At 47.0% G+C, this 24086-nt stretch carries 22 protein-coding genes; 14 read left to right on the plus strand and 8 right to left on the minus strand.

Annotation, left to right across the window (positions count from 1 at the left end):
* Positions 1 to 31 precede the first annotated feature (31 nt).
* The 7 genes from DEU30_RS00580 to DEU30_RS00610 form a co-directional block, all read right to left on the minus strand.
* Complete coding sequence (locus DEU30_RS00580; protein WP_114981584.1) at positions 32 to 256, minus strand: (2Fe-2S)-binding protein; 225 nt, start codon at positions 254 to 256, stop codon at positions 32 to 34.
* Positions 257 to 318: 62 nt separating this feature from the next.
* The gene (locus tag DEU30_RS00585; protein WP_114981583.1) at positions 319 to 1296 is read right to left on the minus strand and encodes a calcium/sodium antiporter; all 978 of its coding nucleotides are present in this window, start codon (positions 1294 to 1296) and stop codon (positions 319 to 321) included.
* Between the two features lie 36 nt (positions 1297 to 1332).
* Positions 1333 to 3204: an acetate--CoA ligase gene (locus DEU30_RS00590; RefSeq protein ID WP_114981582.1), complete on the minus strand. Its 1872-nt coding sequence runs from the start codon at positions 3202 to 3204 to the stop codon at positions 1333 to 1335.
* A 101-nt stretch (positions 3205 to 3305) separates the two neighbouring features.
* Positions 3306 to 4247, minus strand: coding sequence for a CorA family divalent cation transporter (locus tag DEU30_RS00595; RefSeq protein ID WP_011234313.1), 942 nt, complete (start codon positions 4245 to 4247; stop codon positions 3306 to 3308).
* A 72-nt stretch (positions 4248 to 4319) separates the two neighbouring features.
* Complete coding sequence (locus DEU30_RS00600) at positions 4320 to 5378, minus strand: ABC transporter ATP-binding protein (protein WP_011234312.1); 1059 nt, start codon at positions 5376 to 5378, stop codon at positions 4320 to 4322.
* Positions 5379 to 7007 (minus strand): iron ABC transporter permease, encoded by a 1629-nt coding sequence (locus tag DEU30_RS00605; RefSeq protein WP_114981581.1) that lies wholly within the window; start codon positions 7005 to 7007, stop codon positions 5379 to 5381.
* A gap of 22 nt (positions 7008 to 7029) precedes the next feature.
* Positions 7030 to 8055, minus strand: a complete 1026-nt coding sequence (locus DEU30_RS00610) for a Fe(3+) ABC transporter substrate-binding protein (RefSeq protein WP_114981580.1) — start codon at positions 8053 to 8055, stop codon at positions 7030 to 7032.
* A 174-nt stretch (positions 8056 to 8229) separates the two neighbouring features.
* On the opposite strand from DEU30_RS00610, the gene DEU30_RS00615 reads away from it, so the two are divergent.
* From DEU30_RS00615 to DEU30_RS00630, 4 genes are read left to right on the plus strand one after another with little or no spacing between them, the layout of a single operon-like run.
* Complete coding sequence (locus tag DEU30_RS00615) at positions 8230 to 10059, plus strand: sodium:proton antiporter (RefSeq protein ID WP_114981579.1); 1830 nt, start codon at positions 8230 to 8232, stop codon at positions 10057 to 10059.
* Entirely contained in the window at positions 10022 to 11275 is a 1254-nt protein-coding gene (locus tag DEU30_RS00620) for a PqiA/YebS family transporter subunit (protein ID WP_081423217.1), read from the plus strand. Before DEU30_RS00615 ends, DEU30_RS00620 begins: the two co-directional genes overlap by 38 nt.
* Positions 11272 to 12912 (plus strand): intermembrane transport protein PqiB, encoded by a 1641-nt coding sequence (pqiB, locus tag DEU30_RS00625; RefSeq protein ID WP_011234307.1) that lies wholly within the window; start codon positions 11272 to 11274, stop codon positions 12910 to 12912. The genes DEU30_RS00620 and pqiB overlap by 4 nt, the downstream gene beginning before the upstream one ends.
* Positions 12905 to 13459, plus strand: coding sequence for an ABC-type transport auxiliary lipoprotein family protein (locus DEU30_RS00630; protein ID WP_011234306.1), 555 nt, complete (start codon positions 12905 to 12907; stop codon positions 13457 to 13459). Before pqiB ends, DEU30_RS00630 begins: the two co-directional genes overlap by 8 nt.
* Here DEU30_RS00630 and DEU30_RS00635 read toward each other — a convergent pair.
* The gene (locus DEU30_RS00635; RefSeq protein ID WP_011234305.1) at positions 13456 to 14766 is read right to left on the minus strand and encodes a capsule assembly Wzi family protein; all 1311 of its coding nucleotides are present in this window, start codon (positions 14764 to 14766) and stop codon (positions 13456 to 13458) included. The two genes, DEU30_RS00630 and DEU30_RS00635, sit on opposite strands and share 4 nt — an antisense overlap.
* Before the next feature lie 116 nt (positions 14767 to 14882).
* On the opposite strand from DEU30_RS00635, the gene DEU30_RS00640 reads away from it, so the two are divergent.
* From DEU30_RS00640 to DEU30_RS00685, 10 genes are all read left to right on the plus strand, one after another.
* Positions 14883 to 15359, plus strand: a complete 477-nt coding sequence (locus DEU30_RS00640; protein WP_011234304.1) for a hypothetical protein — start codon at positions 14883 to 14885, stop codon at positions 15357 to 15359.
* 116 nt (positions 15360 to 15475) lie between these two features.
* On the plus strand, positions 15476 to 15796 hold the full coding sequence (locus tag DEU30_RS00645; protein ID WP_011234303.1) for a BolA/IbaG family iron-sulfur metabolism protein: 321 nt from the start codon (positions 15476 to 15478) through the stop codon (positions 15794 to 15796).
* Between the two features lie 84 nt (positions 15797 to 15880).
* Positions 15881 to 17059: an enoyl-ACP reductase FabV gene (gene fabV, locus DEU30_RS00650; RefSeq protein WP_114981578.1), complete on the plus strand. Its 1179-nt coding sequence runs from the start codon at positions 15881 to 15883 to the stop codon at positions 17057 to 17059.
* A gap of 174 nt (positions 17060 to 17233) precedes the next feature.
* Entirely contained in the window at positions 17234 to 18574 is a 1341-nt protein-coding gene (locus tag DEU30_RS00655; RefSeq protein WP_011234301.1) for a Na(+)-translocating NADH-quinone reductase subunit A, read from the plus strand.
* 2 nt (positions 18575 to 18576) lie between these two features.
* The gene (locus tag DEU30_RS00660; protein ID WP_114981577.1) at positions 18577 to 19779 is read left to right on the plus strand and encodes an NADH:ubiquinone reductase (Na(+)-transporting) subunit B; all 1203 of its coding nucleotides are present in this window, start codon (positions 18577 to 18579) and stop codon (positions 19777 to 19779) included.
* Positions 19772 to 20548 (plus strand): Na(+)-translocating NADH-quinone reductase subunit C, encoded by a 777-nt coding sequence (locus DEU30_RS00665; protein WP_011234299.1) that lies wholly within the window; start codon positions 19772 to 19774, stop codon positions 20546 to 20548. Before DEU30_RS00660 ends, DEU30_RS00665 begins: the two co-directional genes overlap by 8 nt.
* Positions 20541 to 21173 carry an NADH:ubiquinone reductase (Na(+)-transporting) subunit D gene (locus DEU30_RS00670; RefSeq protein WP_011234298.1) on the plus strand — a complete coding sequence of 211 codons (633 nt, stop codon included), beginning with the start codon at positions 20541 to 20543 and terminating at the stop codon, positions 21171 to 21173. The genes DEU30_RS00665 and DEU30_RS00670 overlap by 8 nt, the downstream gene beginning before the upstream one ends.
* 5 nt (positions 21174 to 21178) lie before the next feature.
* Entirely contained in the window at positions 21179 to 21787 is a 609-nt protein-coding gene (gene nqrE / locus DEU30_RS00675; RefSeq protein WP_011234297.1) for an NADH:ubiquinone reductase (Na(+)-transporting) subunit E, read from the plus strand.
* A 36-nt stretch (positions 21788 to 21823) separates the two neighbouring features.
* Positions 21824 to 23050: an NADH:ubiquinone reductase (Na(+)-transporting) subunit F gene (gene nqrF, locus DEU30_RS00680; RefSeq protein WP_011234296.1), complete on the plus strand. Its 1227-nt coding sequence runs from the start codon at positions 21824 to 21826 to the stop codon at positions 23048 to 23050.
* Between the two features lie 3 nt (positions 23051 to 23053).
* Positions 23054 to 24082, plus strand: coding sequence for an FAD:protein FMN transferase ApbE (locus DEU30_RS00685; RefSeq protein ID WP_011234295.1), 1029 nt, complete (start codon positions 23054 to 23056; stop codon positions 24080 to 24082).
* The last annotated feature ends 4 nt before the right edge of the window (positions 24083 to 24086 follow it).

A 24086-nucleotide genomic window follows, 5' to 3' on the forward strand; every position in this document is an offset into this window, starting at 1 on the left:
CCGTATTACTCCTTAATTCACTAGGTATGAATTAAGTGTAGCATACGGAAACCGGAAGTTGAGTCTCTTTACCTGCTTGATTAGAACGTTGTTCGAGGGCTTCGTGAAGAACATCTTTGGCACAGTTTTTACAACAGCCGCACTGTGAGGCTACACCGTATTGCTGGCGTAAGTCTCGCATTGAGTTCACCTCACCAGAAACTACGGCCTGATGGATGACTTTATCGTTAATACCTTTACAAAGACAAACATACATAGACTATCACCTCACTTGATAGTGACAGTCTATGTTAAATGCGAACGATTTGCAATAGTGTTTTATTGCGGTGCGATAAAGCCTGTTTTCAATAAATACAGGGTATAGAGCAGGTACAGGCAAATAAAGATAAAACCGTGTACGCGATTGATACGTCCTTGTCGTGCTTTGCGAATACCAAAGGCCATTAGCAGTAATGTCAGTATGGCCATGGCAACCCAGTCACGGCTTAACACTAAAGGTTCTAGCGAAACCGGCTCGATAACTCCGGCGATACCGACTACCGCTAATGTGTTAAACATATTCGAACCAATGACGTTGCCCAGGGCCAGGTCATGCTCATTTTTGCGGGTTGCCGCAATAGCTGAAGCCAGTTCCGGTAAGGAGGTACCAATGGCGACCACAGTCAAACCTATGACTAAATCGCTGACGCCGAGTGACACCGCAATATTTACGGCACCCCAGACTAGAGCGCGTGAACTGACAATTAGCAGTAATAAGCCAACAATAAGCCAAATAATGGCGGGTTTCATTGGCAGAGGATTAGAGTCCAGTTCTTCAGTGAATTCCTCGGCTAAGCTGTCGTCGCTGCTTTTTGAACCTACCCAAATTGACCAACCCATGTAAGCAGCAAAAACGACCAGTAAGAGAATGGCTTCCAACCGGGTGATTTGGTAGTCCAGCAGGAATACGGCACTTAACAGGGTTATAGCGATTAAGACTGGCATCTCGCGACGTATAACCACAGATTTAACCGCAATAGGAGCGAGCATAGCGGTAATACCTAAGACCAAAGCTATGTTGGTTATGTTCGAGCCATAGGCATTACCCAGTGCCAACGCAGGGTTACCCTGCATTGATGCCAGTGCCGATACGACCATTTCCGGCGCTGACGTACCAAATCCAATAATGACCATACCGATAACTAACGGCGCCATGCCCAGGTGTTTTGCTACTGCGGCTGCGCCTTCAACAAAGCGGTCTGCACTCCAGACCAAAACAGCCAAACCCACAATGACCGCAACAATCGATAACGTCATAACACCCTGTTCCTGTTAAAAAGAAAGGGCGATAGTTTAACGCAGAGTTTCCTTAATAGCATCAATACTTGTTGGGTCGTCAATAGTCGAGGGAACTGCTACGTCTTCGCGCTGCAGAACCTGTCGGATAAGGCGTCTCAATATTTTTCCTGACCGTGTTTTAGGTAGCCGGGGCACAATGTGCAGGGTTTTCAGGCAGGCAATTGCGCCAATTTCTTCGCGTATTGACTGGATAAGTTCCTGTTGTAATTGCTCATGATCAATTGTGGAAGAGTTTTTAAGAATAACAAAACCAACCGGTAATTCGCCTTTTAGCTCATCCGGTTGTGCAACAACAGCGCATTCGGCAACGTCTTTATGGGCTGCCAAAATTTCTTCCATTTCCCCGGTGGATAAGCGATGGCCTGCAACGTTTATTACATCGTCTGTACGACCCATGATAAAAACATAGCCTTGTTCGTCGATGTACCCTCCGTCGCCACTGCAGTAATAACCCGGAAAGGCATTGAGATAACTGCTGTGCAGGCGTTGTTCATCGCCCCATACGGTGGTCAGGCAACCGGGAGGTAAAGGTAAGCGCACGCAAATTGCACCTTCTTCTTTGCTGCCTGAACTTTTCCCCAGTGGGTCCAGTACACTAATCTCATAGCCGGGAACCGGAAAGGTGGAAGAGCCGGGTCTCACTTTTACCGCTCCAATACCAACCGGGTTAGCGCACATTGGCCAGCCGCTCTCGGTCTGCCACCAGTGGTCGTAAACCGGCAGGTCGGTTAGTTCGGTTGTCCATTCATAGGTTGCCGGATCTAAACGCTCTCCGGCCATATAAATGCGTTTCAGTGAGCTTAAGTTATAGCGCTGAATAAACTCGCCTTCAGGGTCTTCTTTTTTTATTGCCCGGAAAGCCGTCGGAGCAGAAAAGATGGCGCTGACGTTATAGTCCTGAACTATGCGCCAGAAGGCTCCTGCGTCTGGCGTATTAACCGGCTTGCCTTCGTAGAGTACACTGCTGCAGCCAAAGAGCAGCGGACCATAAACAATATAAGAATGACCAACGACCCAGCCCACATCGGATGCCGTGAAGAAGACTTCCCCCGGCTTTAATCCGTAAACGTAATTCATGGAAAAATTCAGGGCAACGGCATAGCCACCGTGGTCGCGCACAACACCTTTCGGCTTGCCCGTGGTACCCGAGGTATAGAGAATATAAAGAGGATGAGTTGCCGGTAGAGGAACGGCTTCTACAGGGCTAGCTGTCGTCAGTGCCTGTTCCCAGTCGGTGTCCTGACCTTCCTGCATGTCTGCCTGGCACTGCTCGCGCTGGTAGACAATAGTGCGCGGTTTGTAGCTCGCTTCAGCCAGAGCTTTATCCACAATAGGTTTGTAGGGCAGAACTTTGGTCCCCTCAATACCACAAGACGCGGTGATAATGAGTTTGGGAGCTGCGTCGTCGATGCGAACAGCCAGTTCGTGCGCAGCAAAGCCACCAAAAACGACGGAGTGAATGGCCCCAATGCGAGCGCAGGCCAGCATTGCAATAGCGGCTTGCGGTATCATAGGGAGATAAATAATAACCCGGTCGCCTTTTTCTACGCCTTGTTGCTTCAGGACATGAGCAAAGCAGGCAACCTGTTCACGCAACTGGTTAAAGGTGTAATTTGCTTTGCTTTGGGTTACCGGGGAATCGTAATACAAAGCGACTTGCTCGCCGCGGCCTGCTTCAATTTGTGCATCGAGTGCTAAATAACTGATGTTAACTTCGCCGTCCGGAAACCAGTCTGCCAGTCCATTCTTTTTGACCTGTGCAGCGACTTTAGGCGTTTTGAACCAATTTAAGCGACGCGCTTGCTCTAGCCAAAAACCTTCAGGATCTTGCTGAGCTTCGGAGTAAACGTTTTTATAGGCTTGCATAGCACTACCTCAAATCCTTTTATGCAGAGCCTTTAAGCATATTCTGTTGGCTTAAATTTCCTATTCGACTTAGGTCTAAACCGCTTTGATATAAGTCAGGTTTACCAGAATCTCAGGCGTCTCAACAACAGGAATTCGACAATAGCGATAATTACCAGCGCACCACAGAAAATCATAAATGCACCTTCACTTTCTACCCCGGGCATGCCACCAATGTTTATTCCAAAAACACCGGTTAAAAAACTGAGAGGTAAAAACACTCCGGCAATAACCGAGAGCCAATAGGTGTTGCGATTCATTTTTTCGGCTATGGCCTGCTGCAGTTGCTCGCGCTGCATCCAGACTTGCTCCAGCATCAGGTCAATTTGCTCGAATAAGCGCTGAGTGGTATCGCGCTCATTGATAAGCCACTGGTGCAACTCTGTGCTCATAACCTTTTCGGTTTCGGTACTGAGTTTTTCTAAAGCGGCCAACTGCGGGCGGATAAAGCGGTTAAGGCGTAACAGACGACGATGCAAAGCGGTGAGTTTTATCTGAACCGATGCCGTATTATCAAAGCCTTCACCTTCAATGACTTCCAGTTGCTGTTCTGCCGAGGACACCACATCTTCAATTCGTAAGTTCAGTTGCTCAATTAGGGCAACGATAAAGTCGTGTAACGACTCCGGCCCCATTTGTTGGTCAAGTTGCTCACGCAATTTTGCTATGGATAAAAAAGGGCGCTTACGAAAACTGTACAACGCGCCTTTATAATAGAGTAAGCGCAGGCTGAGCATGTCTTCGGGAGATTCGCCGGTGTTTAAATTAACGCCCCGTAGCAACAGCATGAAACCGTCGGGTAAACGCTGAAAACGAGGGCGGGTGTCTTCTTCCAGTACCGCATCAATCAGAGGCTCAGGTATACCGGCTTGAGTTAACCACTCGGTCAACCCATCGGCATCACGCTGAAAATGAAACCAGGTGTTTTCTGCGGCGCTCGATGGCGACTGAAGTTGTTTTGCGGGATGCTGACTGAAATCCCAGGCGTCAATTAAAAAATCCATAGAATCCTCACATATGACAATTATTCAAAGTCTATAGTGAGGCATTCAACTTGTCATTGTTTTACGGGCTAATTAGTCAGGCAATTCGCACAAAGACGAGTCGAATACCACTAAGTGATCAAAGTCGATATCAATCCCGATTTGTTCGCCTGTCTTTAACGGTTGATGCGAAGGACCTACAGCCAGCACGTGACTGGTGTCGGCCAGCTCCAGAGTATAGAGATAATGAGAACCACGAAAACCGCAGCCAACCACTATGGCCTGCATACTGCTATCGTTATTAATTAATACATCATCGGGGCGAACTAAAAAGTTAACACTCATGTCGGGTTTGTTGTGCAACTGAGAGTGCTCTATGATTCCAAATGCACAATGTAATTGATGTTCTCTTATTTCGCCATTGAGCAAAACGCCGCGGCCAATAAAGTCGGCGACCAGTTGATGCGTTGGTTGATGATAAAGGGCATAAGGCGTTTCCCACTGCAGTAGCTGACCTGAATACATGACGCCCGATTTATCTGCCATGGCAAAGGCTTCCTGCTGATCATGAGTAACCAGCAAGGCGGTAATACCTTCTTCTTTTAGCAATCGTCTTACGTCGTGAGCCAGAACTTCGCGTAGTTCGGCATCAAGACTGGAGAAGGGCTCATCAAGCAGCATCAGTTTAGGTTTCGGAGCCAGAGCACGGGCCAGAGCAATACGTTGTTGTTGCCCTCCGGATAGCTCGTGCGGGTAGCGATTTTGATAACCGTTAAGACCAATGCGGATGAGTAGCTCTTTAACTCGCTCTTCCTGCTGTTTTTTAGGTAAACGATTAATGCCAAAACGAATATTGTCGGCCACGGTTAAGTGCGGGAACAATGAAAAGTCCTGAAACATCATACCCACTTGTCTTTGCTCGGTTGGTATTTGCACCCGGCCGGATGAGACGGTTTTTCCATGCAGCTCAACCTGTCCACTGGAAACCGGAATAAAACCGGCTATAGCGCGCAGCAAAGTGGTTTTACCACAGCCGCTGGGGCCGAGCAGGCAGCCAATATCACCTGGCTCCAGAGACAAACTCAGTCTGTCTACGATGAGGTCACCGGAGAGCTGGATGCTGACTGCGTCAATCTTCAGTAATGTGCTCATTTACTCTCCTGTTTTCAGTGTTTTGCTGCGTAAGGCCCGGGACAGCATAATAACCGGAATTAACCCGACTGCGACAATCATCAATGCGGGTGGCCCGGCATCGGCTAAGCGTTCATCTGACGCCATTTCAAATGCGCGCACCGCCAGGGTGTTAAAGTCAAACGGACGTAACACCAGCGTGGCCGGTAGTTCTTTCATGACATCAACCAGTACTAAAATTAGCGCAGCCAGCAACGGGCTGCGGAGCAACGGCAAATGAACCCGCCATAAAATACGTTTACCGCTGGCGCCCAGAGTTCGCGCTGTATCGTCCATTTGCGGTGTAATTTGTTCCAGCCCCGAGTTAACGGTTTGCAATGACACGGATAAAAACCGAACGCTGTAGGCAAATAAAAGCGCGATAACGGTACCGGAAAATAATAGCCCGGGATTAAAGTCAAATATCCATTCACTAGTAGCGATAATTTGATTATCAAGCCAGGCTAAAGGTGACAACAACCCAACCGCTATAACAATACCGGGAATAGCGTAGCCCATGCCCGCCAGGCTGATAGCGGCCCGCAAGGGACGGGTAGGGTGGCTACGGCGACCATAAGCAAGCCATAACGCCAGAGCGACAGTGATTAATGCGGCTAATAAACCCAACCAAAGCGTGTTAAAGGTTAGCACCCAGAATTCGCTTTGCTGCCATATTTCAGACTTCTGAACCGACCACCAGAGGAGTTGTGTTGCCGGTATAATAAAACCAAGCACGACGGGTAGCCAGCAAACCAGCGAAGCCAGCGCCGCCCGCCAGCCGCTTAATGGCCGGCGTTGAGGAGGCTTGGTTGCAGAACGCTGCTGATAAAAACGAGCCCGGCGTCTTGAGTAACGCTCGACCATTATCAAAATAATGACAAATACCAGCAGTAAAGCCGATAGCTGCAGCGCTCCCTGCGCATCACCAATACCGTACCAGGTGCGGAAAATACCTGTGGTAAATACCGTGACTCCGAAGTATTCCATGGTGCCGTAATCGGCCAGAGTTTCCATTAACGCCAGAGTGACGCCGGTTGCTATAGCCGGACGCGCCAGTGGCAGAGCAACTTTCCAAAAACTTCTTAATGAGCTGGCACCCAGGGTTTTCGCACTTTCAAACGCGGTTGTCGATTGCTGCATGAAAGCGGAGCGGGTAATAAGGTAAACGTAGGGGTAAAGAACAATGCAGAGAACAAAAATAGCACCGTTCAGACTGCGTATTTGCGGAAACCAGTACTCACCTATATTGACGGAGAAAATGTCCCGGAGAAGGCCTTGCACAGGGCCTGCATAGTCGAGCAGGCCGGTATAGGTATAGGCCGTAATGTAGGCGGGCATTGCTAATGGAAGTAATAACGCCCAGCTTAGCCAGCGCCAGCCAGGAAAGTCGTATTGACTAATACACCAGGCAGTACTTACCCCAAGCAAAGTGACACCGGTACCGACAGCGAATAATAAGATCACTGAATGACCGATGTATTCCGGTATCACGGTTTGCCAAAGATGTTGCAGAGTGTCCCATTGAGGGTTCAGTAACGACAAAGCTACCACAATGAGTGGTAGCCCTATCAAGACCGCGACGGCAAACAGCAACAGCGTGCCACGGTTCATTTATGCATCTCCTGGTAGCAAATTAACGCCAGCCGGCACGGTTCATTAAGCGCACGGCGTCGCCGTTATTTTCACCCAGAATATCCATTTCAATGTCATCCTGCTTAAAGTCACCCCATTGCTGGAGTGTTTCACTCCACTCAACGCCTTCGCGAACCGGGTATTCATAGTTTGCCTGAGCATACCATTTTTGTGACTCTTCAGAGACCAGGAACTCGATTAGCTTTTGAGCCTCGTCAACGTTTTTAGCGTGTTTGGTGATACCTATACCAGAAACGTTCACATGGGCACCTTGTTTGTCCTGAGCTGGCCAGAATATTTTCACTTTTTCGGCCGCTGCACGCTCTTCTGCGTCATCGGAGTTCAGCATATGGCCAAAGTAGTAGGTATTAGCAACTGCGATATCGCAAACGCCAAAGGCAACGCCTTTAATTTGGTCACGGTCACCACCAACCGGTTTACGGGCAAAGTTTGCGACAAAGTTTTCTGCCCATTCTTCCGTTTTTTCTGCGCCGTGGTGTTCAATTAGCGCAGCAACTAACGACTGATTATACAGGTTATTGGAAGAGCGAATGCAGATACGGTCGTTCCACTTATCATCCGCCAGGCTTAAATAAGATTCCAGTTCGTCCGGGTTAACGCGCTCTGGCGAGTAAAAAATTGGGCGGGCGCGTAAACTTAATCCGAACCAAAGGTTGTCGGTAGAGCGAAAATGCGAAGGAACGGCTGAATTAATTTCGTCAGAGCTTACCGGTTGGAATGCGTCAGCTTGAACAGCGCGGTGCAAAGCTCCTGCGTCAACGGTTAAGAATAAATCTGCCGGGGTATTTTTGCCTTCGGAGTTAAGCCGGGCAAGTAGCGCGTCGGCTTTACCGGTTAGTAAATTAACTTCGATGCCCGTTTCTTCGGTAAATTTTTCCAGAACGGGTTTGATCAGCGCTTCTTTTCGGGCTGAGTAAATATTAACTTCAGCGGCGGCGCTAGTGAAGGACACCAGTGTCGCAGAAGTCGCAGCAAATATTGCCAGTAGTGAATGAAACTTACGCATTTCAGATGACTCCTTAACGAACTATCTTGAGAGAAACGCGATGATTATATCAAACAAAGCGAATAATGATAGCCATTCTCATTTAAAAAAATAGTCATCTAAATTCGTTATTTGAGGGTAGTCAGAGTGTTAGCTTCTGCTATTCTAAAACGACTTACTTTCAGCGGAGAAATTATGTCTGACTTATCGATGCTTGCCCTGATTGGCGTATTGTCCATTAGTTGTCAGTGGTTAGCGTGGCGTATTAAGCTGCCGGCAATACTGCCGTTGTTAATTTGTGGCTTACTGCTAGGGCCCACTCTGGGGTTACTTGAACCAGACTCGCTATTTGAGGATTTACTCTTTCCTTTTGTCTCATTAGCGGTGGCGGTTATTTTATTTGAAGGCAGCCTGACCCTGAAATTTGAAGAAATTCGTGGTCATGGTCGCATGGTAACCAACCTGGTTAGCATCGGCATGCTGGTAACCTTTGTTGTTATCGCCATACTAACGCATTTTATTATGGGCTATGGCTGGGAAATTTCAGCCTTGTTCGGAGCCCTTGTTGTGGTCACAGGGCCGACCGTTATCCAGCCCATGATACGGTCTATCCGGCCGATTAATAAGTTAGCGAATATTTTGCGCTGGGAAGGCATTATTATTGATCCGCTGGGTGCCTTGCTCGCGGTATTGGTATACGAGTTTATTATTGCCAGCCAGGACGTTGCTTTCCTGCACGCTTTGCAGGCCTTTGCAACTACTATCGCTTTGGGCTTTGCTCTGGGTTGGGGCGCAGCGCGCTTGCTTGGCCTGGCTCTGGGGCGAGGCTGGTTTCCGCATTACTTACAGAACGTTGCTACCTTAACCATAGTGCTGGGTGTTTTCGCGTTATCTAATGCGATTCAGCATGAGTCTGGCTTATTGACCGTTACGGTTATGGGCATGGTTATGGCTAATACCCGTAACCTTAATATGGAAGAAATACTGGAGTTTAAAGAAACCCTCAGTGTGCTTCTTATTTCCGCGCTTTTCATTATTCTGGCCGCCCGACTGGATTTTTCAGAGTTTGATGCGCTGGGGATACCCGCGGTTATTCTAATTGCCATTATTTTGTTTGCCGTGCGCCCTTTGGCTGTGTGGTTGTCTGCGATAGGAACAGAATTAAGATTTAAAGATAAGGTTTTATTATCCTGGATAGCGCCCCGCGGTATTGTTGCGGCGGCAGTTTCTGCATTATTTGCGTTAAAAATGGAAGAATCTGGCTGGACCGAAGCCGCGGCGGTTGTTCCACTGGTTTTTCTGGTGATAATGACCACCGTTGTATTGCAGAGTTTAACCGCGAAACCATTAGCCAGAATGCTTGGGCTGCTGGAACCACAAGCCAAAGGCTTCTTAATTTTCGGTGCTAACCAAATGGCGCGGGCCGTTGCAAAAAGCATACAGGAAAGCGGCATCCCCGTTCGTCTGGCTGATACTAACTGGGAAAACATCAAGTTAGCGCGGATGGATAATTTACCGGTGTATTTTGGTAATCCGGCATCTGAGCACGCCGCTAACAACATTGACCTAACTGGCCTTGGTCAACTGTTAGTTATGTCACCTTACAAACAGCTGAACCCCTTAGTGTCGATGTATTATCAGGACTGGTTTGGTTCCAGAAAAGTGCATGGCCTGAACGGTGGTGAGCAGGACTACCGGGCCAGCCACCAGTTGACTGAAAACTACCGCAAAACATTAAACTTGTTTGGCGACAGCGTAACTTATTCAAAACTTGCCAGCCTGCATTTTAAAGGCGCTAAAATTAAGTCGACACCTATTACCGACAGTTTTAGTTTTGCAGACTATCAGCAGAAGTATGGAACTCGTGCCTTGCCGATGTTTGCATTGGACGATGCCGAAAAACTCCATATCTTTACCACCGAAAGGGAATTGATACCGCAGCCGGGTTGGACGGTAATAGCCATGATTTCAGCGGAGCCTGAAGAAAATGACGTCGAGCAGGATAACGCAGAACGAAAAGAATGATGTTGTCGGCTGCCCTCAATGCGACTGGGTAAGCCGACGAGTCGTTCTTTCGGCGAATGAACGAGCTGAATGCCCACGTTGTGGGTACATTCTGGAGCATGGTAAGAAAGCAAAGCATTTTACTTTGGTGGCAATAGCCACCTCGGCTCTGGTCATGCTTTTAGCCAGTCTATCGGTCGACTTTATTCGTTATTCTGCGGCCGGTGTTGAACAGTCAATGACCCTACTGGACACTGCGTGGCAGCTTTCTTATTTTCACGAAAAAGTATTGGCTGTGTTAGTTCTTTTAACGGTTATTCTCATTCCGTTTATTTACCTGGTGAGCCTGATTTGGGTTTACAGTCATGCTAAAAACGCAGCACGAAACCGAAGTAGTCTATATTTACTGCGCTTAACCGAACATCTAAAACCCTGGTTAATGACCGACGTTTTCCTGCTTGGCACTTTGGTGGCGTTGGTTAAGATCTCCAGCCTGGCAGATATTCGCTTACTGGAGGGCTTCTGGAGCTTTAGCGCCTTTGTTGTGCTGTTACTTTTCGTTTATGAGCGGGTGAAACAGACACCCGTTTGGCGGCATTTGATTAAAACGCCACAGTCAGCACCTGACGGTCAACCCGGAATGACAGCATTTGAACAAGGGTTACAGACTTGCCCGGTATGTTATGCACTGAATTCTCAGAACGCTGATACTTGTTACCAATGCACAGAGCCACAGAAAACATCCTGGTGGCGTAGGCCAGGCACAACGGTCGCGTTAATTACTGCCGGCGCTATTATGTTAATTCCGGCGCATTGGTTACCGGTTATGGAAACCGTCCGATTTGGTAGCGACCAACCGTCAACCATAATTGGCGGAGTAACGGAGTTATGGCAAAGTGGGGATAAACCAATAGCGGCTATTGTTTTTGTCGCCAGTCTGGTTATACCTGTGGCTAAAGTACTGGTGCTGATAACTTTGCTAATATTAGCTCGCTGGCAAACCCCGCAAACGGTTCGCCACCGTCTTATTTTATTCAAACTGACGGACTGGATAGGGCGCTGGTCAATGATCGATATTTTTGTTGTTGCGATACTGGTAGCTTTGGTTCGTAGTGGTTCCGTTATGTCGGTTTACCCGGGCAGTGCTGCGGTTTCATTCGCGGCAGCTGTGGTTCTTACTATGCTTGCAGCGATGAGTTTTGATACACGCTTATTCTGGCGAGAGGCAGATAAATGACAGAGAGTTCAACGACTAAGGTCCGCAAATTTTCCGGCATATCACCGGTCTGGATTGTACCGCTGCTGGCTCTTGCTGTGGCGCTTTGGATGGTTTGGCAGGATACGCGCGGAACCGGGCCCACTATTACTGTGGCGGTAGGGGACGCGGAAGGCATCGAAGCCGGAAAAACTCAGGTGAAAGTTCGTAACGTAGACGTCGGACAGGTTACTGAAGTGCGCCTGTCGGAAGACTTTTCTTCGGCTGTTATAGAAGTGGCGATGAACGAAGGCACCGAGCGAATGTTAAACCCGGAGACCCGAATTTGGGTAGTAAAACCCAGAATTGGACGACAGGGAATTAGCGGGTTGGGAACTTTACTATCAGGTGCTTATATTCGTTTGCAGCCAGGAGACTCTAAGGAGCAGCAGTCGCATTTTAAAGCACTGGAACAGCCACCTGTTACTTCTCAGGAAACTCCAGGGCGCCGGTTAAATTTGACCAGCGAGGGGCAAACCAGCGTAACAGTAGGTGACTCAGTGCAATATCAAGGTTTCACCGTTGGTCAGGTAGAGCAGTCGGAGTTTCAGGTCGATGAACGACAAACTCGATATCAAATTTTTGTAAAGGCTCCTTATGATGAGCTTATTACCGAAAATACGCGGTTCTGGTTGCAGCGGGGCGTTTCTATTCAGTGGAATTCTCAGGGACTGGACTTGGCTTTGGGCTCCATCGAGTCCCTATTGGGAGCCAGTGTGACTTTTGGTGTTCCTGAAGGACAGCCACGGGGGGATAAGCTTACCAGTGAACAGGAGTTTGAGCTGTTTGAAAGTCTGGAGGAAGCAAAACAGCAAGGCTATATTCACGGTATTGATTACGTTGTTTTACTGGATGAGTCTATTGCGGGTCTTGAAAAAGGAGCTCCTGTTCAATTTAAAGGGGTGCGTGTTGGTACGGTAAGAGAGGTGCCGCTGCGTTGGTTCCCGGAAAACGGTGATGAAGCTCCTTTAAAACGTATTCCCATTCTTATTCGCTTTGAACCTGAGCGCCTAAGAGGGTTGGTGGCCGATACCGATATTGAAAACTGGGAAAGACGTTTGCCAGAATTATTTAAGCAGGGTTTAAGAGCGAATATCCGAGCCTCTAACTTGTTAACCAATACCTTATTTGTCGATGTTCGCTTTTATCCGAACGCTGGTGAGAAAAGTGGCGACGATATATTTGCCGGATACCCGGTTATGCCGGCAATGGCTAGTGACTTCACTCGACTGGAAGAAAAGTTAACGGCGCTATTGGATAAGTTCAATCAGTTGCCACTGGAGCAGGGACTTAATGACTTTTCGGCAGCGATGAGTTCGGTCGACAGTACGGCCAGGAAGCTTGATAGTGTGTCGGAAAGTTTGGCGGCTATTGTTGAGCAACCACAAATGAAGCAATTGCCTCAGTTATTGCAGCAAAATCTTATTCAGCTGAAAGAGCTTACCGGCAGTTTTAATGAAGGTTCCCCGACACGACAGCAGCTGAATCAAACGTTAACTGAAATTGAGCAGCTCTCACGTGAGTTAAAACCGGTAATTGAGTTGTTACAGGAACAGCCGAACTCGCTTATTTTTAGCCCATCTATAGAGCCCGATCCGGAGCCGAAAGCTTATGAATAGCAGATATTCTTTTCCAAAAATACTCAAGCCGTTTGTTACTGGTGCAGCAATTGCGTTGCTCGCCGGGTGTTCCTCTAACTCATATGAGATAACGCAATATCGACTTCCACATTTGAGTGAGTCCGCGGAAGCCTTGTGTCATGCGGATAAGCGTCCTGTATTTGTGGGTGATTCAGCGGCGAAACCCGGGTTGCAGCTACAGCAGGATGAAACCCGCTGGCATAGTGCCCGGCAGCACCGTTGGAGTACGCCTCTGGCGCATCAACTTCAGCGTAGTGTTCAGCGCCTTTTGCTGGCTGACAATTGTGAAGGCAAGCTAACGGTTTGGGTTGACGATTTTTATGGAAGTAATGACTCACGGGCCGTTGTTGCGGGTCACTGGGAGTATAAAAGTCAGGATAGCCAGACGGTGTTGAAAGGAACCTTTACTGAAAGCACGCCGTTGAAAAGTGACGGCTATCCTGCGTTAGTCAATGCTCTGGATGAAGCCTGGCTTAATGTTATGGACACCATCAGCCTGGGAGTAGGGCAGAAGCTGGCGCGTTAAAAGCGCCATTCTCCACTCAATTGAACGCCCACTTCGCCGTCGTAATTGCTGCCGTCAAGGTATTGCAGAGAGAGTTTAACTAACCCCGAAAAAGCAGGTTCAGTGCGCCGCAGTAAAGCCCGTGACAGAGTGTCATCGTCTTTTTCTTTACTATGACTGACCAGCGCCGTCCAGGCAGAACCGTCGGCTGAAAACTGGCGATAGCTGGCAGATACAGTCTGACTCTCACGGGGGAAAGGCGAGCCGGGATTACGCTGGTGGTTCAGAAAGTATTGTCTTTGATTTTCGTCCAGCGAATAAAAGTCGTGTTCTTCTCCGCCGTCTAACTGACTGTATTCAACCGTGAAGCTATGACGACGTTCTTTAGAGCCTGTCATCCATTGTGCGCCCAGGGTATATACCGGTTTGTCGTCGGTTTCCAGTTTTCGGTCAATACCCAGTTCTGCGTAAGCTGAAAACTGATGAGTCCCCCAGTCGAAACCGGTTCTGGCATCGGCGGTCAACATCCGGTTGTCGGGGCGGTTGTCGCCGCTCTGCTCAATGGCGCTAATGCCGAACCATAAATGTTGAAATAACTGACTGGAGAAGCGGATGCCGTTAACCCGGTAATGGTCGCTGTATCCGTCGTCCTGATAGGCGCTGAATAAACTGATTTTGAATGGATTCATTCCGGCTGGTGGATAATCAGGAGCGTAATCGATTCGAATTTTAGGCATAGGGCGTGCATTGTTAGAAAACAGCAAGCTGCTGTGCTCTGCCGGCCCCCAACGCAGTGGCAGTGAGTCCAGACTGAAGCTCCAGTCATTCAGGTTGTAAGCTAAGTAACTGCCATCCAGAGTCTTTTTGTGATCACCTTCAAAGGGGTCCTGACGATAGTTTACCTGAATTCTTGCCGCCCAGTTTGTACCGTGCATACTGCGACTTAGGCTAATTTTGCCTTCCTCATAGGTGTCGTCGCCGTAATCCTGAACTACCTGCTCGCTATCCGTTGCACCGATATACCATCGTGTTTTAGGCCCATTCTGAGCTTGTGATAATTGATGACGCACATGGCGTAATGCTAATTGCTGGGTTGGGCTCAAACCTTTTAATTCAAGCGCATCCAACTCCGGCAGTAAGCTTTTCCAGGTTATTGGAAATTGCTGAATGGGTGTTTTGATAAGCCCTGATTCAGCTAATACAATCAAGCTGTTCCGCAATTCCGCATCATTTGCTTCAATCCATACGGAGCTAAGCGCAGAAGGGGTCATGAGTAAGCTAAGACCACCAGCAATAAGTGTGTTACGAAAAAATGAGATGGATGACATGAAACTGATTTGAATCCCTATGACAAATTACGTTCTATACTGCCAGAAATTTTAACACTAAGACAACGGTTTATCTGCGCTTTTCAGTTATAATATCAAGCCTTGGAGGTTTCCTTATGGCTTTTAAAAATTTTTTGGTGGCAGGGTTATTCCTCGCCGTTCTTAGTGGCTGCGGGCAGGAAGGTACAACCGATTTGCACAGTGCTGAAGTCAAAGCTCTGGACGAACAGTTACTGCCTAATAATAACTGGCAACTGAGCCGGGCAACGATTGAGCTTAGTTTTTGCCGTAACCGCATTAATGAGGCTTTGCTGGCATCGGAAGCCGAACTCAGAGGCTGGCGCCTATCGGGGGAAAGTACGGCCTTTCCGCCGCACAGAAGCGAGGGCATAAATGCTTTATCAAAGCTTTTCAAACAAACCGATGTTTTACTCTGGCAGGCAGAAGGAAATGTCAGTGCACAACGCTATCATTTGGTCAAACCAGCAAAGGCTTCTAAAGGCGAAGTGGTTGATGCAGTTTTTCCTGCTGTCGTCAGCTTATCCGCCATTGATGAAGTGTGTCATGCAGCAGTCGATGACTCTGAATATTGAGCAAACTTTATTCTCCGAAAATTCGTAGAGTTAGCAAGTTTTTGAAAAAAATTTCTGCGATTCAGTATAAGTAAACTAAACTGAAGATTAGAGGCGAACGCAGAGGGGGAGTCGTTATGTCTATTGGGCTAGATATTGAAAATAAATTGCGGGAAGCGTTTACTCCAGTACATCTGGAAGTAGCGGATGAAAGTCATATGCATTCAGGCGGAGCTAATGCTGAATCTCACTTTAAAGTGGTCTTAGTGACCCCTAAGTTCAGTGGAGAGAGACTTATTAACCGTCACCGTGCGGTTAATAAAATTTTAGCGGATGAACTAATGAATCATATCCATGCACTGGCGTTACACACCTATACCCAAGGTGAGTGGGAGCAATTGGGAGAGTCCAGACGTTCACCGAACTGTCTGGGTGGGTCGAAAATAGCGGCAAATTAAGAAAAATTACGCATGTCTGATGTGTTCCTGTGGTTTGATTGGTTACAATAGCCAAAATAATGCGAACAACAGGGATACATCAATATGATCATTAAGCCAAAAATTCGCGGTTTTATCTGCACCAATTCTCATCCAGTGGGTTGTGCCGAAAACGTCAAACGTCAAATCGAATTTGTCCGTAGTAAACCTGCCATCGCCAATGGCCCTAAGAATGTTCTCGTCATAGGTTGCTCCACAGGTTACGGACTTGCCTCAAGAATTACTGCTGCCTTTGGCAGCGAAGCTCATACTCTCGGTGTTTGTTTTGAGAAAGAGCCTACGGAAAAGAAAACAGCGACAGCTGGTTGGTATAATACTGCCGCTTTTCATCAAGAAGCGAACAAAGCTGGTTTGGCTTTCCATTCAATTAATGGCGATGCATTTTCTGATGAAATTAAACAGGAAAGTATCGACTACATTAAACAAAACATGGGAAAAATTGACCTCGTTGTTTACAGCCTGGCATCACCTAAACGTAAAGACCCCGATAGCGGCGAAGTCTACAGTTCAGTGTTAAAGCCAATAGGCAAACAATACACAACTAAAACCTACAATACGGACAAAGATCAGGTACACGAAGTGACACTTGATCCGGCTACTGATGAAGATATTGCCAATACGGTAAAAGTCATGGGCGGTGAAGACTGGGAGCGCTGGGTTAAAGCTCTGCATAATGCAGGCGTGCTGGCCGAAAACTGTCAAACCACTGCTTATACCTACATAGGTAAAAAACTGACATTGCCAATTTATGGTCATGCAACCATTGGTCGTGCAAAAGAAGATCTTGATCGTGCGGCATCAGAACTTGTCGCCGAGTGCGATGATCTTAATCTGAAAGCTTACGTTTCTTCATTAAAGGCGTTGGTAACACAAGCTAGTTCGGCAATTCCTGTTATGCCTCTTTATATTTCATTAATTTATAAAGTCATGAAAGAAGAAGGCACGCACGAAGGTTGCATCGAACAGATTTATCGCCTGTTTACCGAAGGTTTATATAATAGTAACCCTGAGCTTGACGAAGCAGGTCGGCTTCACATGGACGGTTACGAAACTAACGATAAGACTCAAGCGAAAATAGAAGCCCTTTGGGAGCAAGTCACTCAGGACAACTTCCATCAGCTTGCCGATTACGAAGGATATCATCAGGAGTTCCTGCATTTATTCGGTTTTGGCTTCGATAATGTCGATTATGACGCGGATATTGATCCAAAAGTAAACTGGTAAGCGTTGTGGGAAAAATGCTAAAATCCCAACGATAAGTGTGGAAAATGTTTCAGGTTGCCGATGACAAGCCCCCTGAAGGCGGTTGTTTGTGTCGGTAACTATTTGATTATTCAGGTTTCCAGTCCTGGTGGCTGGTTGTGATGAATCTTCCCTTAACGAGTAGTGCAAACGCATATGATTACGATCAAGAAAGGGCTGGACATCCCTATAAAAGGGGCGCCCCAGCAAGAATTATCCGACGGTAAGGCTGTGACGACAGTTGCTACCCTAGGTGAAGAATACGTGGGTATGCGCCCAACCATGCACGTGAAAGAAGGTGACCAGGTTAAGAAAGGTCAGCTGATTTTCGAGGATAAGAAAAACCCTGGTGTCAAGTACACAGCCCCTGGTGCTGGTGTAGTAAAAGACATCCTGCGTGGTGAGCGTCGAGTGTTGCAGGCGGTTGTTATTGAGCTGAAAGGTGACGAGCAAGTTACTTTTGACAAATTTGACAGCGACAAGCTTAACTCATTAGGTCGTGAGAAAGTTCAGGACATTTTGGTTGAGTCTGGTCAATGGACAGCTCTTCGTACCCGTCCTTATAGTAAGTCTCCGGCATTAGATGCAGAAGCCAGCGCGATTTTTGTTAACGCGATGGATTCTAACCCATTAGCTGGTGACCCAACTTTATTTATAAATGAACAGAAACAAGCTTTCATTGATGGTCTGAAGGTTCTTTCTAACCTGACCGAAGGTAAGTTGTTTGTTTGTAAAGAGGGTAATGCTGAAGTGGATACTGGTGACGCAGATGTCACGCTGGAGTCATTTTCAGGCCCTCACCCATCAGGTTTGGTTGGTACTCATATACACTTCCTTCAGCCTGCTAGCATCAAACGCCCGGTATGGCACATAGGTTATCAGGACGTTATAGCTTACGGTAAGTTATTCACTACAGGTGAAATCTTTACTGACCGCGTTGTCTCCGTTGCCGGAGAAGGTGTGAAAGAACCTCGTCTACTGCGTACTCGCTTAGGTGCTAACTTGCATGAGTTAACGGATGGTGAGCTAAGTGGTGATAATCAACGTATTATCTCAGGGTCAGTCCTGCATGGTCACACTGCGGATGACGAGCATGCCTGGTTAGGTCGTTTTCACAATCAGGTTAGTGTTATTCCGGAAGGCAATTATAAAGAGTTTTTGGGCTGGATACGCCCGGGCTCTGACTTGCACTCAGTAACACGTGCTTATGCCGGACACTTTAATCCGAAGAAGTTATTCAGCATGACAACGTCACTGAATGGTTCTTCACGTTCAATGGTTCCAATTGGTAACTACGAACGCGTAATGCCTTTGGACATTCTGCCGACATTACTGTTGCGTGACTTGTTATCAGGAGATACTGATGAAGGTCAGCAACTAGGTTGTCTGGAACTGGACGAGGAAGACCTCGCATTGTGCACTTATGTTTGCCCCGGGAAGTACGAATATGGCCCGGTGCTGCGTGACTGTCTCACTAAGATTGAGAAAGAAGGCTAACCATGAGCTTGAAAGACACACTCGAGCGTATTGAACCGCAATTTGAAGAAGGCGGTAAATACGAGAAGTGGTACGCGCTTTACGAAGCCGTAGCCACTATTTTGTACACACCAGGTACTGTGACTAAGTCGGCTACGCATGTTCGTGACCGTATCGATCTTAAGCGCATTATGATTCTGGTGTGGATGATGACGTTCCCGGCAATGTTCTGGGGTATGTACAACGTTGGTAACCAGGCTGCTTTGGCTTTGGCTGACGGTTATGCGCTTTCTGACGTCTGGCAGGTTGGGTTATTCCACTTGTTCGGCGGCGAGTTAGGCGCTAGTGCTGGATGGGGCACGAAACTTTGGTATGGTGCCTGTTTCTACGTACCTATTTATGCGGTTACCTTTATTGTTGGTGGTTTCTGGGAAGTGTTGTTTGCGTCTATTCGTAAGCACGAAGTTAACGAAGGCTTCTTTGTTACTTCGGTTTTATTCTCCCTGATTTTACCGGCGACAACACCATTGTGGCAGGTTGCTTTAGGTATCACTTTCGGTGTCGTTATTGGTAAGGAAATTTTTGGCGGTACTGGCCGCAACTTCCTTAACCCGGCACTAACCGGTCGCGCATTCTTATACTTCGCTTATCCTGCCAGCATGTCAGGTGATTCCATCTGGACTGCCGTCGATGGCTTTTCTGGTGCAACAAACCTGGGTAAAGCGGCTCTGGGTGAAATGGATTATGGGAATACTCAGCTTTGGTGGGACGCCTTCCTTGGTAACATCCAGGGATCAGTAGGCGAAGTCTCAACCTTACTGATTTTGATTGGCGGCTTAGCGTTAATTTATTTCCGTATTGCCTCCTGGCGCATCGTTCTGGGTGTCTTTGCTGGTATGGTTCTGTTCTCCGGACTACTTAACCTTGTTGGTAGCGAGACCAATCCAATGTTCGCAATGCCTTGGTACTGGCACTTAGTATTAGGTGGTTTTGCCTTTGCAATGATGTTTATGGCTACCGACCCGGTATCAGCGTCCTTTACCAATAAAGGGAAGTTTGCGTACGGCTTGTTAATTGGTTTTATGACGGTCATGATTCGTGTCATTAACCCGGCATTCCCGGAAGGCATCATGTTGGCCATCTTATTTGCTAACGTATTTGCACCGTTATTTGACCACTTTGTAGCACAGGCAAATATCAAACGGAGGTTAGCGCGCAATGGCTAAGAAAAATGAAAGTTTAGGCAAGACCGTTGGTGTCGTGCTGGCGCTTTGCCTGGTTTGCTCAATTGTTGTTTCTGGTGCTGCTATTGGTTTGAAACCAATGCAGGAAAAGAATGCGGCACTTGATATGCAGAAGAACGTTTTGGATGCTGCCGGTATTCTGGAAGCCGATACCGACGTTGTTGAAACTTACAAGCAACGCATCGATACCATGGTTGTCAGCCTTGAAGATTTAACCGTTAAGGAAGACATTGACCCGACATCTTTTAGCAACCGCAAAGCAGCGAGTGACCCTGAAAGAAGTAAAAAACTTGAGAAAAAGAACGACCCTGCTGGTTTGGGTACCCGCGAAAATTTAACACAGATTTATCTTGTTAAAGATGAAAGCGGCGAAACAACAGGTCTTGTTCTTCATGTTCGTGGCCAGGGGCTATGGGGAACCATGTACGGCTTGCTGGCATTAGAAGGCGACTTTGACACTGTTAAAGGCGTTAACTTCTACGAGCACTCTGAAACTCCGGGGCTTGGTGGTGAAATCACCAATCCGGCCTGGGTAAAAACTTGGCAAGGTAAAGAAGTTTACGGCGAGGACGGTAACGTCCAGTTTGAAGTGGTAAAAGGCGGCGCCAAAGGCGAGCACGAAGTTGATGCGCTTTCTGGTGCAACTTTGACCAGTAATGGTGTTGAATACCTGGTTCAATTCTGGATGGGCGAAAATGGTTACGGTCCATTACTCAAGAAACTTCGTGAGGGAGAGTTGAACAATGGCTAATGTAAAAGAAATGAAGTCCGTATTATTCGGACCGATATTCGCCAACAACCCCATCGCACTGCAGATCCTTGGTATCTGTTCTGCATTGGCTGTAACGTCGAAAATGAGCAACACCTTGGTTATGTGTATTGCACTAACTGCGGTTGTCGCGTGCTCTAACTTATTTATTTCGATTATCCGGAATCATATTCCGTCAAGCGTACGTATTATTGTCCAAATGACAATTATTGCGAGCTTGGTTATTGTCGTTGACCAGATACTAAAAGCTTACGCTTACTCAATTTCTAAAGAGTTGTCAGTGTTCGTTGGCTTAATCATTACTAACTGTATCGTTATGGGTCGCGCAGAAGCTTACGCTATGAAGAGCACTCCGTTTATGTCCTTCCTGGACGGACTGGGTAACGGTTTAGGTTACTCAGTGGTGCTGTTGGTTGTTGGCTTCATTCGTGAACTCTTTGGTTCAGGCAGCTTGTTTGATGTACAGATTTTACCTCTGGCATCACAAGGTGGTTGGTTCGAGCCGGTTGGCTTGTTACTGATGCCACCTAGTGCCTTCTTCATCATTGGCGGGTTTATCTGGGTACTGCGTACCTTCCGCACTGAACAAGTTGAACCTAAGGAGTAATGGTCATGGAAAACTATATCAACCTGTTCATCCGCGCGGTTTTCATTGAAAACCTGGCATTGTCCTTCTTCTTAGGTATGTGTACGTTTTTGGCTGTATCTAAGAAAGTAAAAACAGCATTTGGTCTGGGTGTCGCGGTTATTGTTGTATTGGGTATTTCGGTACCGGTTAACAACTTAATTTACCACAACATTCTGGCCCCAGGTGCTCTGGAATGGGCTGGCTTCCCGGATGCGGATCTAAGTTTCCTGAAGTTTCTGACCTTTATAGGTGTTATTGCCGCTATTGTGCAGATATTGGAAATGGCATTGGATAAATATGTACCTGCACTTTACAACGCACTGGGTATTTTCCTGCCACTCATTACCGTTAACTGCGCTATTTTTGGTGGCGTAGCTTTCATGGTCGAGCGTGATTACAATTTTGGCGAATCCGTTGTTTTCGGAATTGGTAGTGGTGTTGGCTGGGCTTTAGCTATTGTTGCTTTGGCTGCAGTGCGCGAAAAACTGAAATATGCAGATGTACCTGATGGCCTGCGTGGCTTAGGTATCACATTTATTTCAGTGGGTCTGATTGGTTTGGGCTTTATGTCGTTCTCCGGCGTATCCTTATAACCAGTGTGTTGAATCGGTAAAAAAAGGTACGAATCGATGCAAGAGATATATCTCGGTGTAGGGATGTTTACCATCATCGTACTGGTTTTGGTTGCGATTATTATGTTCGCAAAATCAAAGCTGGTACCTCAGGGTGATGTGGAAATCCTGATTAATGACGACGAAGACAAAAAAATCGTGACCCAGCCAGGCACTAAACTTCTGGGCGCGCTGGCTAATGCGGGTATTTTCGTCTCGTCAGCTTGTGGTGGTGGTGGTTCATGTGGCCAGTGTCGTGTCACAGTTAAAGAGGGTGGCGGTGACATATTGCCGACTGAACTTGACCACATTACTAAACGTGAAGCTCGTGAAGGCTGTCGTCTTTCCTGTCAGGTTAACGTTAAACAGGACATGGAAATTGAATTACCAGAAGAAGTTTTTGGTATTCGTAAGTGGGACTGTACGGTTAAGTCGAACGATAACGTAGCAACCTTCATTAAAGAGTTTATTGTTCAGTTACCGGAAGGCGAAGAAGTGCCTTTCCGCGCAGGTGGTTTCATTCAGATTGAAGCTCCACCGCATCACGTTAAATACAAAGACTTTGATATCTCCGAAGAATATCATGGAGATTGGGATCGTTTCGGTTTCTTTGATGTTGAGTCTAAAGTTGACGAAGAGGTTGTACGCGCTTATTCAATGGCTAACTATCCGGAAGAAAAAGGCATTATTATGCTGAACGTCCGTATAGCAACGCCGCCACCTAACGACTTAAGCTTGCCTGCAGGCAAAATGTCATCGTACATTTTCAGTCTGAAGCCAGGCGATAAAGTCACAATTTCAGGTCCATTTGGTGAATTCTTTGCCAAAGACACTGACGCTGAAATGGTCTTTATTGGTGGTGGTGCCGGTATGGCGCCAATGCGTTCTCATTTGTTTGATCAGATGCGTCGTATAAAAACGGATCGTAAAGTATCGTTCTGGTACGGTGCGCGCTCGAAAAAAGAAATGTTCTATGTTGAAGATTTCGACATGCTGGCCGAAGAGAACGAGAACTTTGACTGGCACGTGGCATTATCTGATCCACAACCGGAAGATAATTGGGAAGGCGATACTGGCTTTATTCACAACGTTCTTTATGAGCGTTATCTTAAAGACCACGACGCACCAGAAGATTGTGAGTTCTACATGTGTGGACCACCGGTTATGAACGCGGCAGTTATCAACTTGTTGAAAGACTTAGGCGTTGAAGACGAAAATATCATGTTGGATGACTTTGGTGGTTAATTCATGATGCTATCGAAATTGTCGATTGCTAAAATTTGGCTAGCCCTTCTGGGGCTGGCCTTTTTAGTTTCTTGTTCTGATTCACCTGAGAAAATATCCTTTAGCGGTAAGACTATGGGAACCACCTATAGTGTCACTGTCTACTCTAAGGATCCCAGACACAACAAAGAAGAGATTCAGAAGAAAGTTGATATAGTGCTCAAAAGAGTTAATGCACAAATGTCGACTTATGATCCAGAGTCTGAACTCTCCCAGTTTAATCAGTTTAAAAGTACCCAACCTATGGTTATTAGCCGCGACCTTGAACGGGTAGTTAATCGTGGTCTCGAAATTGCTGAGGAAACGGAAGGTGCTCTGGATATAACCGTTGGTCCCCTGGTGAATCTTTGGGGCTTTGGTCCTCAGGCTAGGCCAGAAAAAGAACCGTCTGAAGAAGAGTTGAATGCGGTTCGTGAAAAAACGGGCTATCAGAAACTACGCGTAGAAAATCATCAGTTGATTAAAGACAACCCGGAGCTATACGTCGACCTGTCGACTATTGCCAAAGGCTATGGCGTCGACAGAGTTGCTCATTTATTAGATCAATTGCGGATAAAGCAGTACTTGGTGGAAATTGGCGGTGAGGTTATTGCAAAAGGCGGCAAACCGGATGAAGCATTATGGCGCCTGGCTATAGAAAAACCGGTTTCAACGGAACGTGCGGTGCAACGTGTTGTCCAATTTAAAGACGGCGCTTTGGCGACATCGGGTGATTACCGGAACTATTATGAAGAAGATGGTAAACGATATTCGCATATTATTGATCCGGTAACTGGTGCTCCAGTGCAGCATAACTTGGTTTCTACTTCAGTTTATGCTGAGGACACAATGTCTGCCGACGCTTATGCAACTGCATTATTTGTAATGGGAACGGAGAAAGCAAAGTCCTTCGCAAAAAAACACAATATGGCAGTTATGCTCATTTATAAAACCGATGACGGTTTTGAAGAGTATATGAGTGAAGCATTTAAGCCGTTGTTGGCTGAGCAGTAGTAGG

The sequence above is a fragment of the Idiomarina sp. 017G genome, from assembly GCF_004362265.1.
GTDB lineage: Bacteria > Pseudomonadota > Gammaproteobacteria > Enterobacterales > Alteromonadaceae > Idiomarina > Idiomarina loihiensis.